Origin of the sequence: Streptomyces odontomachi, from assembly GCF_024435355.1 — a bacterium.
GTDB classification, from domain to species: domain Bacteria; phylum Actinomycetota; class Actinomycetes; order Streptomycetales; family Streptomycetaceae; genus Streptomyces; species Streptomyces odontomachi.
Genome location: NZ_JAMJWG010000003.1, coordinates 355,321 through 370,257 on the forward strand (window position 1 = coordinate 355,321; position 14,937 = coordinate 370,257).

At 72.0% G+C, this 14,937-nt stretch carries 8 protein-coding genes; 3 read left to right on the plus strand and 5 right to left on the minus strand.

The genetic code is table 11. The features are described 5' to 3' along the window. Nucleotides 1–108: 108 nt before the first annotated feature. Both NQO67_RS09525 and NQO67_RS09530 read left to right on the plus strand, forming a co-directional pair. Complete coding sequence (locus tag NQO67_RS09525; protein ID WP_255949350.1) at nt 109–549, plus strand: SSI family serine proteinase inhibitor; 441 nt, start codon at nt 109–111, stop codon at nt 547–549. A gap of 367 nt (nt 550–916) precedes the next feature. Beyond that, nucleotides 917–6,043, plus strand: a complete 5,127-nt coding sequence (locus tag NQO67_RS09530; protein ID WP_255949352.1) for a PAS domain-containing protein — start codon at nt 917–919, stop codon at nt 6,041–6,043. A gap of 97 nt (nt 6,044–6,140) precedes the next feature. Here NQO67_RS09530 and NQO67_RS09535 read toward each other — a convergent pair whose 3' ends face one another. Then, a complete protein-coding gene (locus tag NQO67_RS09535) occupies nt 6,141–7,808 on the minus strand; it encodes a long-chain fatty acid--CoA ligase (protein WP_255949354.1) in 1,668 nt (555 codons plus the stop codon). A 609-nt stretch (nt 7,809–8,417) separates the two neighbouring features. Next, entirely contained in the window at nt 8,418–9,020 is a 603-nt protein-coding gene (locus NQO67_RS09540; RefSeq protein ID WP_255949634.1) for a SigE family RNA polymerase sigma factor, read from the minus strand. Nucleotides 9,021–9,985: 965 nt separating this feature from the next. Between NQO67_RS09540 and NQO67_RS09545 the strand changes: the two genes are divergently transcribed. Beyond that, the gene (locus NQO67_RS09545) at nt 9,986–10,870 is read left to right on the plus strand and encodes a bifunctional DNA primase/polymerase (protein ID WP_255949356.1); all 885 of its coding nucleotides are present in this window, start codon (nt 9,986–9,988) and stop codon (nt 10,868–10,870) included. Between the two features lie 120 nt (nt 10,871–10,990). Here the strand turns inward: NQO67_RS09545 and NQO67_RS09550 are convergent, their stop codons facing one another. The 3 genes from NQO67_RS09550 to NQO67_RS09560 form a co-directional block, all read right to left on the minus strand. After that, nucleotides 10,991–12,283, minus strand: a complete 1,293-nt coding sequence (locus tag NQO67_RS09550) for a hypothetical protein (RefSeq protein WP_255949358.1) — start codon at nt 12,281–12,283, stop codon at nt 10,991–10,993. 1,224 nt (nt 12,284–13,507) lie between these two features. Further along, a complete protein-coding gene (locus NQO67_RS09555; RefSeq protein ID WP_255949360.1) occupies nt 13,508–13,885 on the minus strand; it encodes a DUF5958 family protein in 378 nt (125 codons plus the stop codon). Nucleotides 13,886–14,433: 548 nt separating this feature from the next. Beyond that, nucleotides 14,434–14,796: a hypothetical protein gene (locus NQO67_RS09560; protein WP_255949362.1), complete on the minus strand. Its 363-nt coding sequence runs from the start codon at nt 14,794–14,796 to the stop codon at nt 14,434–14,436. Nucleotides 14,797–14,937 lie beyond the last annotated feature (141 nt).

Consider the following 14,937-nt stretch of genomic DNA (forward strand, 5'->3'; position numbering starts at 1 on the left):
ACCGGGTGCCGGTGCGCCGCGCAACGTCCGGGACCGTGCGGCGTTAGATGCGGTAAGGCCGCGTACGCGGTTTTCCTGCCGTTCACCCGAATTCCCCTGGAGACCGTCATGCTGCGACGTCTCGCCGTCACCGCCGCCGCTTCCCTCACCGTCCTGGGCGTGGCGCCCGCGCTGGCCCACGCCGATGCCGGCGGTCTTGGCCTGCCGTCCTTCCTCGCCGGCCAGGACCAGCTCACGATCACCGTCACCGGCGCGGGGAGCGGTGTCGACGGAACGTACCGTCTCGAATGCGGCCCGGACGGTGGGACGCATCCGAATCCGACCGGTGCCTGCGAGAAGCTGGCGCAACTGGCGTCGCAGGGGGAGAACCCTTTCGCCAGCAGCCCGCAGCGCAGCATGTGCACGATGATGTACGGCGGCCCGGCCACCGCGCACGTCACCGGCACCTGGCAGGGCGCCCCGGTGGACGCCCGTTTCGCGCGCACCAACGGCTGCGAGATCGGTCGGTGGAACACGCTGATTCCGGTGTTGCCGGCGGCCGGTGCGTGAGGGTGGCGCAAGGGGTGGCGCGAGGTGTTGAACGGGACCGGTATGCGTCGAAACAGGGCTGGTATGTGAGGGATGGGTGAAACCGGTGCGTAGATGCCGGAACGGGATCGGTGCATTCCGGTCGGTGCCGGCCTCGCCCGCCATGACCTGCGACGCCTCGTAGCGGGGCCGCCGTCGGCGGGGTTCCGGTGCGGGCGTGGTGAGTTCACCGGGTGGGGCGAACCGGTGCGACGCGGCCCGGGTGCCCGTCTCATCCGGCATCGCCGGCGCAACGGCTGCCCGTAGACTCCCTCCCGTGACACGTCGCGGGCCCGGAGGCAAGATGGCCTGCGCGGGCAGCAAGGTGCGGTAACAGGGAGGAAGCGTCGTGAGCAGCAGGCCATCCCGAGGCGCTGCTCGCCTCGCCGCGATACTCGACGCACTCCCGGACGCGTTGTTGCTGGTCAACGCCAACGGCACGGTCGTCAACGCGAACACGATGGCCCTGGAGACCCTGGAGGCGCAGGGCACCCGGCTGGTCGGGCGGGGGCTGCTCGATCTTCTGCCGCATTTCGACTCCCGGTTGATCCCCGGCTCGATGCGCATCCCGGACAGCACGGACGAGCGCGGCCGGACCAAGCCCACCCGGATGATCGCCCGCCGCACGGACGGCAGCGAGTTCCCGGTCGAGGTCACGAGCGCGAATCTGGAACGCGGCCCGCAGCCCTACGACGGCCAGGGGTACTACGACGCTCCTGCCTACACCGGCGACGAACTGCTGATGCTCGTCGTGCGCGACCTGACCGGCACCATCGACACCGAGGCCGAACTGGCCCGGTCTCAGCGGCAGACGGAGATGATCCTGCGGGCCGCCGCCGAGGGCGTGGTCGGCACCGACACCGATGGCCGGGTGGTCCTGGTCAACCCGGCGGCCGCGCAGATCCTCGGCCACCGTGCCGGCGACCTCGGCGGCAAGGAGTTGCACCGCCTCGTCCTGCACTCGCGCGCGGACGGCTCCCCGTTCCCGTACGCCGAGTCGCCGCTCGCGGACACCCTCAGGTCCGGGCGGAAGCACCGGGTGCGCGGGCAGGTGCTGTGGTCCAAGGACGGGAAGAAGGTCCCGGTCGACCTGACGACCGCACCGGTGCGTGACGGGGAGCAACTCGTCGGCGCCGTGCTGACGTTCACGGACCGGCGTGCCTACGACGCGCTCGCCGCGGAGAAGGAAGAGGAGGCCGCCCGGCACGCCACGGAGGTGTCCGAGCTGCGCGCGCAGCAGGCGGCCGAGCTGGCCGAACTGCGCGAGCGGCACGCCGCCGAGGTGACTGGGCTGCGCGAGCAGCACGCCGCCGAACTCGGGGAGACCCGTGAGCAGCAGGCCACCGAGTACGCCGCGGTGGTCGAGGCGCACGAGGAGGAGCTGGCGGCCGAGAAGGACCGGTACGCGGCGCTCGCCGAGCGCGAGAAGGACCGTTTCGAGGCGCTGGACCAGCGCCACGAACAACTGCTCGCGGTGCTCAGCGGCTCCCTGCGCGGCCCGTTGGACGAGTTGCGCCGCGAGTTGTACAAGCTGGCCTCGGACGACGGCGGCCAGCTGTGGCCGGAGGCCAACCAGATCCTGCACCACCTCGCCGCCGGGTACTCCCGCATCACCACGCTCGTCGACAACGTCCTGAACTACCAGCGGCTCGACGCGGGGAGCGAGCAGCTCAGCAAGCGGCCCGCGCTGATCGACGCGGTGGTGACCGCGGGCGTGGACGGCGCGGTCGAGCTGATCGGGCCCGGCCGGGCGCAGTTCGCGGTGCACGCCCCGCCCGTCGAGGCCGAGGTCGACCCGGAGCGGCTGGCCACCGCGCTCGCCCATCTCGTCGCCGACGTCGCCGGCGTGGACGCCACGGGCAACGCGCCGGTGTCCGCCGGCGGATACATGGACTCGACGATCGTGGTGGCCGCCGCCCAGCGCGGTGACGCCGTACGCATCGAGGTACGCGGCCCGTACGCCGGCGGAGACCTGGTGCACGAGCCGATCGTGCGCGGGATCGTCCGGGCGCACGGCGGGGTCCTCCAGACCCACGAGGTACCCGGCACGAGCGGTAGCGCATATGTGCTCGAGGTGCCGATCGGGGGCGCGGCGGCACCCAGCGGCTTCGGGGCCCAGGAGCCCGCCGCCTACGGCGGGTACTCGGGGGACGCTTCCGGCGGGTACCCGGGGGACTCCTCGATGGGCGCCGACGCGTCCGGCACGGCCGGCGGGTCCGCGGCGGACGGCTCCGGCGGGTATCCGGCGGCCGCGTCGGGCGGCTACCCGGTAGCGGACCCGGGCGCGTACCCGGCGGCCGGGCACGCGGTGAACGATGCGCAGGGCGGCACGGGAGGCCGGGCGCTTCCTGCCCTGCCGGCGTTGCCCGGGCCTGCGCAGGGGACGCCTGCGCAGGGGACGGAGCAGCCGGAACAGGCAGGCCAGCTTGATCAGGCGGGGCAGCTCGATCAGGCGGGGCAGACGGGGGCGCAGGCGGCGCACTCGGGGCAGACGGGGCAGACGGCTGGGCAGACGGAAGCGCCGCACGGGCGGCGCAGGGCACGGCGGGCCTCGGTGAGCGCCTTCCTCGACGGCGATGACACCGGGGGCGCTGGGGCGGCCACCGACGCCGATACGGCCGGAGCGGCCGGGCCTGCCGGCGCGGATTCCGGTGCGCACGGGGCCGGTGCGCAGGAGGACGGTCCGCACGAAGACGGCTCGTACGGCTCCGACGCCGGGGTGACCGGCGGCGAGACGGCCGGCGAGGGCGCCGGGGAGCCCTCCCGGCCCACCGGGCGCCGGCGCGGACGGCGCGCCAAGGAGTCGCCGGAGGAGAGCGTGCCCACGGGCGCGGCACCGGTTCCGAGCGCAGGTACCGGGCGCCGGCGTGGGCGGCCGAGTCCGTCCGAAGGCGCCGTGACGACGGCCGCGGAGCATGCGGCGGGCGCTGCGGCGCACGGTGAGGCGGTGCCGCCGCAGGGCGTGCCGGCACCCACCGGGCGGCGGGCTCGCCGCGCCGTCGACCAGCGCGCGCTGCCCGCTGCCGCGCTCCCCCCGGGCCCGTCGGCCAACGGCACGGAAGCGGCGTCCGGGACACCCGGCGAGCCGTACCCGTCCGGTGCGCCCGGCGGGCCGGGCGGGCAGAGCGGACCGATCGCGCTGGGTCCGGGCCGGGCGACCGTGCAGGGTCCGGGTTCCGGGACGCCACCGGCCGGGACACCCGGCGGGCCGGCCGCGGTGTCGCACGGCAGTCACAGTGCCCCTGCCCTCGGGGCGCACGCCGGGGCAGTCGATGACTCGGGCCAAGCGGACGACGCGGACGACGGTTCCGTTTCCGCCGGGGATGCCCCGGCGCACGTTGGTGGTGGCCGGCCGACCGGGCGGCGGGCGCGGCGCGCGCTCACCCCGGCCGGGCAGGACGACGGCGACGATGCCGCCGAGGTGTCGGTGCCCAGGGTCTTCGCGCTGCCGCCCGCCGAGGCGGACCGCACCGATCGCACGCAGAGCGCGGGTGGCCACGCCGCCATGCTGCACGACCCGGTGCAGGACCACACGCCGCTGGAACCCCATCCCGTCGACGCCGCAGCGCCCACCGGACGGCGCCGCGCCGCGCCCCAGCAGGCCCGGCCGCAAGGACCCGTGCCCAGCCCGCCCGGCGGTCCCGGGCGCCAGCCCGACCCGCGGGTGGACCCCCGAGTCGATCCACGCGTCGCGACCGCTGCCCTGCCACGGCAGGCGGGCCGGGCGGGCGCACCGGGGACGGCGTCCGCCGGACCAGCACCCGCCCAGCCGTGGCCGAGCCAGTCCGTACCCGGCGCCGCGGCGCACGGCACCCACGGTGCGCCGGCCGCCGCGCACGGCGGGCCGTCCCCGGCCCCGGCCCAGGGCGTGCAGTCATCGGCGCCCTCCGGGGCGTCGTCGGCGCAGGCCGGGCGCTCCCGGGCGGTTCCCGAGCTGCCCGCCGGCGCGAGCGCGGCAGGCTCCGCAGGCGCGCCCCAGGGCGGGCGGCCGGCCCTCGGGCCCGGCCCGTCCGCCGGCGCACCGGCACCTGCCGGGCGCGGCCCGCACACCGGCGCGGGACCGGCCGGACTGCGCCCTGCCCAGCACGCGCTACCCGGCCAGGGCGCGGCGCCCGACCCGGACTCGACGCAGGGGCGGGCGTTCAGCGTGCGCACCCTCGGCCAGGGCGTGCCCTTCGGGCGGCAGATCGCCGAGCGCGAGCCCACCGGGGGCCGCCCGGTCCAGCGGCAGGACAACAGTCCCTCGGTCTCCCCGCTGCCCCGGGTACCGTCCCACCAGCCGCCCCGCCAGGTCGGTCAGCCGCAGCCGCCCGCGCAGCAGCGCCCGATGCCGGCCGCGCCCCCGCCGCAGGCGTCGGGACCGGCCCCCGGCCCGGGCACCGGCGCAGGCGCCGGGACCGGTGCCGGTGCCGGTGCCGGCCAGCACGTGCCGCCCGGTCGCCGTCGCAAGCTGGGCAACCGCCAGGACCAGGAGGACGACGCCGGCTCGGGCGTGCCCGGCCAGCAGCGCCTACCGGCCGGGCAGTCCCCGCTCGCGCCCGCCGGAGCCCGGTCCGCTTCCCAGGGCGCCCCCGTGCCGCCGCCTCCGCCGGCCGCGCACACCCGGCTCACGTCGGGATCGGAGGGCGCGGGCCGCTCCTACGCGATCGGCGCGCCGGACGAGAACGCCGACGAGGGACCCGAACCGCTGGACGGCCCGGGTGGCGCGGTGGAGGTCTCCGACCAGCCGGCGCCCCAGCCCCTGGACGACGAGCTGCCGCCAGAGCCGCTGGACAACCCGCGCCGGCTGCTCGTCTGGCCCGCCCCGGACGTGTACACCGAGCAGGCGCTGAGCGACCGCGGCTACCGCCCGGTCACCGTTCACTCGCGCGAGGAGGTGGACGCGCAGATCGCGGCGTTCCCCGCTGCGCTCTTCGTCGACCCGCTGACCGGCCCGATCACCCGGACCGCGTTGCAGTCGCTGCGGCACGCGGCCGTCGCGGCCGGGGTGCCGGTCATGGTGACCGCGGGCCTGGGGCAGGCGACGCGCGAGGCGGCGTACGGCGCCGACCCCGCCGTGCTCCTCAAGGCGCTCGCGCCGCGCGACAGCGAGCAGCATCCCTCACGGGTGCTGCTCATCGAGGGACACCCGGAGATCGCGATGGCGCTGACCGCGTCGCTGGAGCGGCGCGGCATGCAGGTCGCATGCGCCGCGACCGACGCCGACGCGGTCGCGCTGGCCGGCCAGATGCGACCGAACCTGGTCGTGATGGACCTGATGCAGGTACGCCGCGGGCAGGCCGGAATCATCGACTGGCTCGGGGCGAACGGCCAGCTGAACCGCACCCCGCTGGTCGTCTACACCGCAGCGGTCGACCGCGCGGAACTGCCGCGGCTCGCGGCCGGTGAGACGGTGCTGTTCCTGGCGGAGCGCTCCACGAGCGCGGAGGTCCAGGCACGCATCGTCGACCTGCTGGCGAAGATCGGCACGAACTGAACGTCGACACGGGCTGAACAGCGTCGCCGGGGGAACGCGCCGTCGCCGGGGGCGCGCCCCAGCACGGGCGCGCCCCTACCTGGGGTCGCCGCCTGGATCACAGCCGCGTGACGTCCAGCGTGCCGTCCGCGTACTGCCGTCGGATGACCTTCTTGTCGAACTTGCCGACGCTGGTCTTGGGCACCACCGTGGTGCAGACCCAGCGTTCCGGCAGCTGCCATTTGGCGACCCGGTCGGCGAGGAAGGCACGCAGGTCGGCGAAGTCGACGGTGACGCCGTCCTTGAAGACGACGGTGGCGAGCGGGCGTTCGCCCCACTTCTCGTCCGGGACGGCGACGACGGCTGCCTCGGCGATGTCCGGGTGCGCCATGAGCGCGTTCTCCAACTCCAGCGAGGAGATCCACTCGCCGCCCGACTTGATCACGTCCTTCACCCGGTCGGTGAGGGTGAGGTAGCCGTCGGGGCTGATCGTGCCGACGTCGCCCGTCTTGAGCCAGCCGTCCTCGCTGAACTTGTCCGCGGGGCGCATCGGCTCCCCGTCCACGCCCCCGTAGTACGCCGCGGCGATCCACGGCCCGCGCACCTCCAGCTCGCCCGCCGAGGTGCCGTCCCACGGCAGTCGCTCGCCGTTCGGACCGGTCAACCTGGCCTCCACCCCGGCGGGGAAGCGGCCCTGGGTGACGCGGTAGGCGAACTCCTCGTCGGTGCCGATCGCATGCGCCGGCGGGCAGGCGATGGTCCCCAGGGGCGAGGTCTCCGTCATGCCCCAGGCATGCCGCACCGTCACCCCCAGCTTGTCGAAGGCGACCATGAGGGCGGGCGGACAGGCGGAGCCTCCCACGGTGACCTGGTTCAGACAGCTGATGTCGCGGGGGCGCTCGGCCAGCTCGGCGAGCAGGCCCTGCCAGATGGAGGGGACGGCGGCGGCGTGCGTGGGCCGCTCGGCGTCGATCATCTCGGCGAGCGGTTTCGGCTGGAGGAAGCGGTCCGGCATCAGCATGTTGACCCCGGACATGAACGTCGCGTGCGGCAGCCCCCAGGCGTTCACATGGAACTGCGGGACGATGACGAGGGTGGTGTCCCGGTCGGTCAGGGCCATCGACTCGGCCGAGTTCGCCTGCATCGAGTGCAGGTAGATGGAACGGTGGGAGTAGACGACGCCCTTGGGATCGCCGGTGGTGCCGGAGGTGTAGCACATGGCTGCGGCCTGGCGCTCGTCCAGCTCGGGCCAGTCGTACGAGGTGGGCCGGCCGCCGATCAGCTCCTCGTAGTCATGCACCTGGGGGCGCCGGCCGCCCGGCGCCGGGTCCGCTTCGAGCACGGCACGGTCACCGGGTCCGGAGACGACGACGTGCTCGATGCTCGGCATCCGGGACAGCAGCGGCGCCAGCAACGGCAGCAGCGACCCGTTCACGATGACGACGCGGTCGGCGGCGTGCCCCACGATCCAGACCAGCTGGTCGACGGGCAACCGGAGGTTCAGGGTGTGCAGGACGGCGCCCATCGCGGGGGCCGCGTAGTAGGCCTCGACGTGCTCGGCGTTGTTCCACATGAGCGTGGCGACACGGTCGCCGTCGCGTACCCCCAGCTCCGTGTGGAGCGCGTGGGCGAGCTGCGCCGCACGCGCCCCCGCCTCGGCGAAGCTACGCCGCTGCGGCTCACCCTCGCCCGTCCAGGTGGTGATCCTGGACGTGCCGTGCACCTGCGTGCCGTGGGTGAGGATACGGGTGACGGTCAGCGGTACGTCCTGCATGGTGCTCAGCACGGCGTCCTCCTGGGCGGCGGTCACGTACGCGGCACGAGGGCGCCGCTGCGCGCGCGGGCGCCACGGCGTCCAGCGCCGAGCGCGCGCCAGTAGAACCCTGCGCGGCGTGGAGATGTGGGCCGATTCTGCGCACATACCGCGCGGTATGTCACTACCTGGGGGAATGATCGATCAACGGCGGAGCCGAGCCGCCCGGACGCTGGGCGCCGGGCCGGCGGTGTCAGGGCCTTCGCGGCGAGAGCCCCGCCTCGCTGCGGGCCGGCTGGGCCAGGGCGTCGGTCGCTCGGCCGCCGCCCCGGTCGCCCTGCGGCCGCCCCGGTCGCCACCCCGGCGGCCGCCCCGGCAGCCCGGCGAGCCGCTGTGCCCGCTCGGCGGCCGGCGATGCCGCGTTGCCGGGGGCCGTCTGGGGGCCGTCCGGGTCGTGTCCGGGGGCGATCCCGGCCCTGTCCGGGGTCCGTTCCGGGCCCTGTCCGGGGTCCGTTCCGGGCCCTGTCTGGGATCCGTTTCCGGGATCCGCCGGGCCACGGGCTGGGGCCATCCGGAATCCGCCGGGCCACGGCCGGCCTACGCCCCCTACCGGCCGGTCTACGCCTACAGGACGGCCTACGCCTACAGGACGAGGCTGAGCTCCGGGTCCTCCCGGAGCTTGCTCAGCGCACGTGACACCGCGCTCTTGACCGTGCCGACCGAGACCCCGAGCACCTCAGCGGTCTGCGCCTCGCTCAGGTCCTCGTAGTAGCGCAGCACCACCATGGCCCGCTGCCGGGTCGGCAGCTTCACGATCGCCCGCCACATCGCGTCCCGCAGCGCCTGGACCTCGGCCTCGTCGTTCGTCGGAACGGTCTCCGGCTCGGGCAGTTCGTCGCAGGCGTACTCGTCGACCTTGCGCTTGCGCCACTGCGAGGTGCGCGTGTTCAGCAGCGCACGGCGTACGTAGCCGTCGAGCGCGCGGTGGTCCTGGATGCGGTCCCAGGCGACGTAGGTCTTGGTGAGCGCGGTCTGCAACAGGTCCTCGGCATCGCTCAGGTTGGACGTCAACGAGCGTGCGGTGCGCAGCAGGACGGGGCCGCGGGCGCGTACGTAGGAGGTGAAGGAGGGATACGCCTTCGGGCTGGCGCAGGACTCGCAGGCCGCGGTCGCCGCGCGGGCCGCCGGCGCCGGTACGGGGTGTGCAGTGCTGGGCCCGTGAGCAGCCGTGGCCGTGCGGGGCATCGGGGGCGTGCGGGTCGCCGGGGGCGTGCGGGTCGCGGAGGCCGCGTACGTCGCGGTTGCCTCGCGCGGGGTGCGTGGCCGGTAGGTCGTCGTGGTGGTGCGCGCCGTGCGTGCCCGGCGCGCGGCGGCCTGCACATGGGCTGCGGGCGCCGCTGATCCCGCGGGGGTGCGCCCCGTGGTCGTGGAGGTGGAGGTACCTCCCAGGCCCGTCGGGCACTGGGCGTGGGTACCGACTGGCGCCAGAGGAACGGTCATGACTTCACGCTAGAAGTGACCCCCGTTTCAGGGGATCGGCCGCAGGTCCCGAAGCGCTGTCCCCCTCAGGTTGTAGGAAGGGTGCCGGCTCCACCTCCTGAGGGTGGAGGCAGCGGAGCCCACCCTTGCGGGTCGTCCCTGAGGCCCACGCCTCACGGCATGAACCGACGCCTCGCGGCCCGAACCCAGGGCGCCTTCCGGACGACGGGCACCCGTGCGCCCGTGCACCCGTGCACCCGTGCACCCGTGCACCCGTGCACCAACGAAAAGCACGGACGGCGCGCCACACGTCTGCGCGGCGGTGCCGAACACACCGCCGCGCAGCCCTCACACCATCCCCATGGATAACTCCGCTCACCACCTCCCCCGCCATCTCCCGGTCCGGAAAGCGGCCTTGGATCCCCTCGCCGATCTCGGCCGCCACGACGTCGTCGCGCCTCCAGACTTGCCCATCGCACCCCGCCGCATCCGTCGAGCGCCGTGGATTCCCCCGCACGCGTGAGGCTCGCGCGACTAAACCTCCGGTCACCCTGACGAACGCCCCAGGCAGACCGAAGAGCCATACCGAACACAGGCACACCGAGCGACCGCTCTCCGCACCCCGGAGGGACTTCCCGCCACCGGGACTTCCCTCCATCGGGACTTCCCGCCACCGGGACTTCCCTCCATCGGGACTTCCCTATATCGAACGCATGTACGAAACTAAACCCATGGCCCCCACCGACCGCCATGCCACGCCGCCCGCGACGACGGCCCTCGCGCATGCCCTGTCCGCCGCCGAGCGCGGGCTGGCCGTCTTCCCGCTGTCCCGCACCAAGTTCCCCGCACTGCGCTCACCCCACCACGACGACCCCGTGCCCACGCCTTGCCGCGGCGAGTGCGGCAGCTTCGGCCACGGCGTGTACGACGCCTCGAGCGACCCGCACCAGGTCCGCGCCCTCTTCGCCGCCGCGCCGCGGGCCACCGGATACGGCATCGCCTGCGGCGTGCCGCCGTACCACCTCATAGGAGTGGACGTGGACACCAAACCGGGCTCCACGTCCTCGGCGGCCCTGCGCGAGCTGGCGCTGCGTCACCTCTTCAGCATCCCGCCCACCCTCGTCGTGATCACGCCCAGCGACGGCCGCCACCTGTGGCTGAGCGGTCCGGCGGGCGTCGCGGTGCCCAACTCGGTGAGCCGCCTGGCCCCCGGCATCGACATCCGCGGCGCGGGCGGCTATCTGGTCGGCCCTGGCTCCGTGACGATGCACGGCGTCTACCGCACTGCCCCCGGCACCGGCCACCTGCCACCCGCCCCCTGCCCGTCCGCACTCCTGCGACTCCTGCTCCCACCACCGCCCAGCAGGCGTCACGCCAGGCCAGGACCCGACGACCAGCGGGGCGCAGGTCTGGTGCACTTCGTGCGTGCAGCGCACCAGGGGCAGCGCAACACCCGGCTGTTCTGGGCAGCCTGCCGAGCCCACGAAAACGGCCTGGGCGCCACCCTGACCACCCAGCTCATCGCCGCCGCCCTCCACACCGGCCTCACCGAACGCGAGGCCCGCGCCACCATCGCCTCAGCGGCCCGCCTCACCGCCACACGGTCACGGGCGTGAACCTGAGCGCGGGTCCGCTTCTCCTCACCCTCCATGGCGAAGGCCCGGATCATCGACCCGGGCCTTCGCCACGCCATGTACGGCGATCAGCTGGTGCGTGCCGAAGTCATTGCGTTCATGTCAGGGACCGTCGACAGATTTGATCGTGTACGGAAAGCTCTCCTGCTGCCAGATGACGGTGAACCCGGCGGTCGGGCCGGCGCCAACTTGGGGGACCCGGCCGTCCGAGGTGAGCGTCTCCGCGGTGCCGAACGTACCGGAGGAGCTGACCGAGCGGGCGCTGGTCTCCGTGTGACTGTACGGCGGCGTCGAATCGGCCACGGTCGTGTGGTACGCCAGCATGCCGTCGCCGTCATCGTCCACGGCCAGGTCGGGTCGGTCGCCGAGACCGAGGTCGGCAACGCCGCCGAGGGTGCCGTCCGCGGAGAGCCGGCGGCCGAGCAGCTCGAGCTCGCCGTTTTCATTGACGGTCCACACGATCACCGAATCGCCGTCGAGGTCGGTGGCGACCGCGTGGTGGAAGCCCACGTTGTCCGTGGCGGCCGAGATGCGCAGAGGGTCCGTCAGCGTGCCGGTGCGGCTCCAGCGCGAGGCCCAGACCTGTGCGACGGTGCCGCCGCCGGAGTGGTAGGTGATGACAGCGTCACCGTCCTGGTCGACGCCGACCCGCACCATGCCGAAGCCGCCGTACGACGCGATGGGCGCCGTGAGCACCTCTGTCGAGGAGACGGATGTCGACGTGATCCGCTTGGCCACGACGTCCGAAGCCTGCACCCAGGCGACGACGAACTGGCCGTTGCGGTCGACGCCGATGGCCGGCTTCTCGGCGGACCCCGAGCCGAGGGTGATGGCCTCGCCGACCGTTCCGTCGAGGTCGAGGCGGCGGGCGACCGCATACCAGCTTCCGTCCCGGATTTCCGTCCATGCTGCCATCGCGCCGCCGTCCGGCGTCACGGCGACCACCGGAGTTGCCGCGGGCGCTGACGTGGAAAGCGTCTGGAGCGGTCCGACGGGGCTGCCCGTGGCCGAGACCCGCTGGCCCATGACCTGACTGTCCTGTTCCCAGACCACCGCCGAGTCGCCGGTGTCGTCGGAGTCGACCTCCGGCCAGGCCGCCGCGGCGCCCTCCGGCGACAGCGTGCGGATCTCTCCCATCGTGCCGTCCGCGAACTTCACCCTGGTCTGGACCCGCTGGAAGGAGTACGTCGTCGACAGGTCTCCGGCCGTCCAGGCCAGTAACGCGTCGCCCTGACGGTCAACCGAGACCTGGGGCGAGTCGGCGGCGGTCCAGCCGGAGGCCGACACGTTCCATTCCGCCGTCCACGCGGCCTCGGCGCTCACGGCCATCGTCGTGGTGAGCACCGCCCCGGCCGCCGCCACGACGGACACCCCTGCAATGACGCGACTCTTCATTGAACGCCGGTGACGTGTTATCGAACGCCGGTGACGTGCTGTTCGCACAGCCACAGTCCTCTCCCTTTCCCTTGCCACAGCTCCTGGTCGGGACACGGCCGTCACACGGGCGCCCCAATGATCAAGCGCAACTACATACTCAAACGTCACAGGTTGCACGCCAGTTGTTCGGAGCCGCTGTCCCACACGCCAACGGCCCCCGGCGGGCTCGCCCACGCCAACGGCCGTTTGCGCCCACGGTCGTGTTGCCAGGACGACGGTTTTCAAGACCTGCCGGCGCCCCTTGACGAAAGCCAGGTATCCGCAGGTCAAGCGGGTTCTGGGGCGTCATCGTCAGTCGTTCCGGGCGTCTCGTGCCCGTTGCTTGCCACTCGGTGGCCCTCGTGCCCGCTGAACCGGTCGTCGTAGGCATCGGCCACATAGGCGTCACGGCCATCGACGGACCGGGCGTGGTGCCGTGCCGAGTGGTCACACTCGCGTTCGAGTGGCCGAGGCGGCGGACGTCGGTCATCACGCCGGAGCGGTGGCGGGTGGATGTCGGGCGGGTGTAAGCACGTAAGCCTGCCAACAGGTCACATTCACCCCGTGAAGTGCATGTACGGTCCGCCAGCAGCGGCGGAGGTGTTCAGGCCCCCAGGGGAGGTCGTGGTGCAGCCCAGCGACCCCGAGCGCCAGTGGATCGGAGCGTGGCACGTTCCGTTGAACATCGCTGCCATGCACGTGAGCGGCGTTCTCCTGTGCATCGGCTTAGCCTCGATTCCGGCCGTGTCCCCGACAACCTACGACGGTCCTGACGACAGCCCGGACCTCTGGGTATTCGGCTTGATGGCCTGGATCCTGATGTTCCATGTAGCCATCCAAATTCCCGTTGGTCTCCTCGCCTCCCGCTGGGCGGTTCGTGGTCAGGTGTTCAGGGCCACCCCGGTTGCGTTGGGTTTGACCACCTCAGCCACCTGGACGCTCACCTGGACGTTCTGTCTCTGCGCCGATCAAGATCCCTCGATATGGGCTTTGTGTTTGCAGAGCTGGGGTTGTCTCGGCGTCTCCCTGACGTATCCGCGTCATGCCCGACTGGACGGTGCAATAGAGGACCTGCAAGAGGGCGTGGCCACACGTGACGTGAGCCGCAGAGAACAGACCGCCCAGAAACGGCGGTCCACTCGGGCCGGCAAAAGCCCAGCCCCCCCCCAGGTCCCTTGGCAAAGCCCAGGGCTAAAAGTCACCTCAGGTTGCATCCCTCAGCACATCCGGCAGGTTGTGCCACTCATGGCCGCACCCGTCTGCGCAATGCAGCGCTCGCCTGCGGGTGTCCGCGATACTGAAGAGGGCAACGAGCAAGCGGAGGGACTTGGTGAGTTCATAGGCCGGAAGCCCATCCATCCCGAAGCGCCACTTCGTGAGCATCACCGCCGGTGTGTGGGTGGGACGAATGCCAGAACGCGCAATGCTCTCCGGGACATCGTCCTCGCAGGCGCGGGCCTGCCCGCAGAACAGCACCAGTGCATGCAGGACCTTGCGTCGGTCATCTTCCGAGAGGCCCTCGAACCACTCGACACCCTCGGCCAGTGGTCTGAGCCCCTGCGCGAGTTCGTTCAGGACCACCTCGTGTGCGTACAACACCGGCCACTTCCCCTGGTGATACAGACATCGACGATTCCCCGGCTCAGCCTCTCGACCAGTCCAGTTGCCCGGATGCGCGGGATCAGAAGGCGTCCGTGCCCCTGCCATGCCCCATCCACCGGTGAACCACGGGAAACAACGGTCAGCCACGGTGCCCGACGCCGACCGGCACGTGCCAACGGCCCCCGACCATCGCACCAGGTCAGGGGCCGTTCACACAGCTCACGTGCTGCTCACGCAATTCTCGCTACCGCGGAGGCGGTGGGATTTGAACCCACGGTCGTGTTGCCACGACGACGGTTTTCAAGAGGGTCACACCGCCATACGTCAACATAGCTCTGACCTGCTTGTTCTTGCTGTTGACTGTCACTCATGCTGCCAGTGGCCCACAGATGGCCCACTGGCGTCGTCACAACCACGCCCGGCATCGCGCACCGCATGTACAGGAACTATCAGACCAAGTGCTTGCCCGATACCGAAACTCTCGCCGGCGTGGTGGGCTGCTCGAGAGCAGCCCACCACTTGCTCCCCTACATCATGCGCCTCATCAGACACAGCACGCTCCGCAGGAATGCGGTGAGGGCGGTCTCGAGGATCGTCAGGTGACCGCTATTCGTCAGCATGCTGATGATGCGCAGCACTTGTGTGACTGTCAGTAACGCCCCGACCACCTTCCTGGCAATACGCCAGACCCGTGGCGCCTCCTTCACTGGATGCTTGTCACGGACGACGGAAACGATCATGGCTCTACCTGGGCCGCCACGCGTCACCAGCCAGACCAAGTCGGGGGGCACGTGCGGCTCCTCCCAAGGATGCAAGTTTTGGTTTTGGCATTTTTTCAAATCTCGACTTTCCCCGTTTTGGAAATCTCCGTTTTCAAAAAACTTTTTCATGAAACCCGCCTCTTTAAAAATCAAAAAACAGCAATTGACCATACTGGCGGCAATTGTTTTGCGGATTCATCATGCCGAAATGCGGCGGGATAATCAAACTAAACCAGCTGTGTGAACCGTCACAACGACTGCTTCATATGT

What these genes read in the sequence shown, in the direction of transcription:
- NQO67_RS09525 (WP_255949350.1), top strand. Translation starts at nt 109, where the DNA reads ATGCTGCGACGTCTCGCCGTCACCGCCGCCGCTTCCCTCACCGTCCTG.
- NQO67_RS09540 (WP_255949634.1), bottom strand. Translation starts at nt 9,020, where the DNA reads ATGCCCCGCACGGCCACGGCTGCTCACGGGCCCAGCACTGCACACCCC.
- NQO67_RS09545 (WP_255949356.1), top strand. Translation starts at nt 9,986, where the DNA reads ATGGCCCCCACCGACCGCCATGCCACGCCGCCCGCGACGACGGCCCTC.
- NQO67_RS09550 (WP_255949358.1), bottom strand. Translation starts at nt 12,283, where the DNA reads ATGAAGAGTCGCGTCATTGCAGGGGTGTCCGTCGTGGCGGCGGCCGGG.
- NQO67_RS09560 (WP_255949362.1), bottom strand. Translation starts at nt 14,796, where the DNA reads ATGAAAAAGTTTTTTGAAAACGGAGATTTCCAAAACGGGGAAAGTCGA.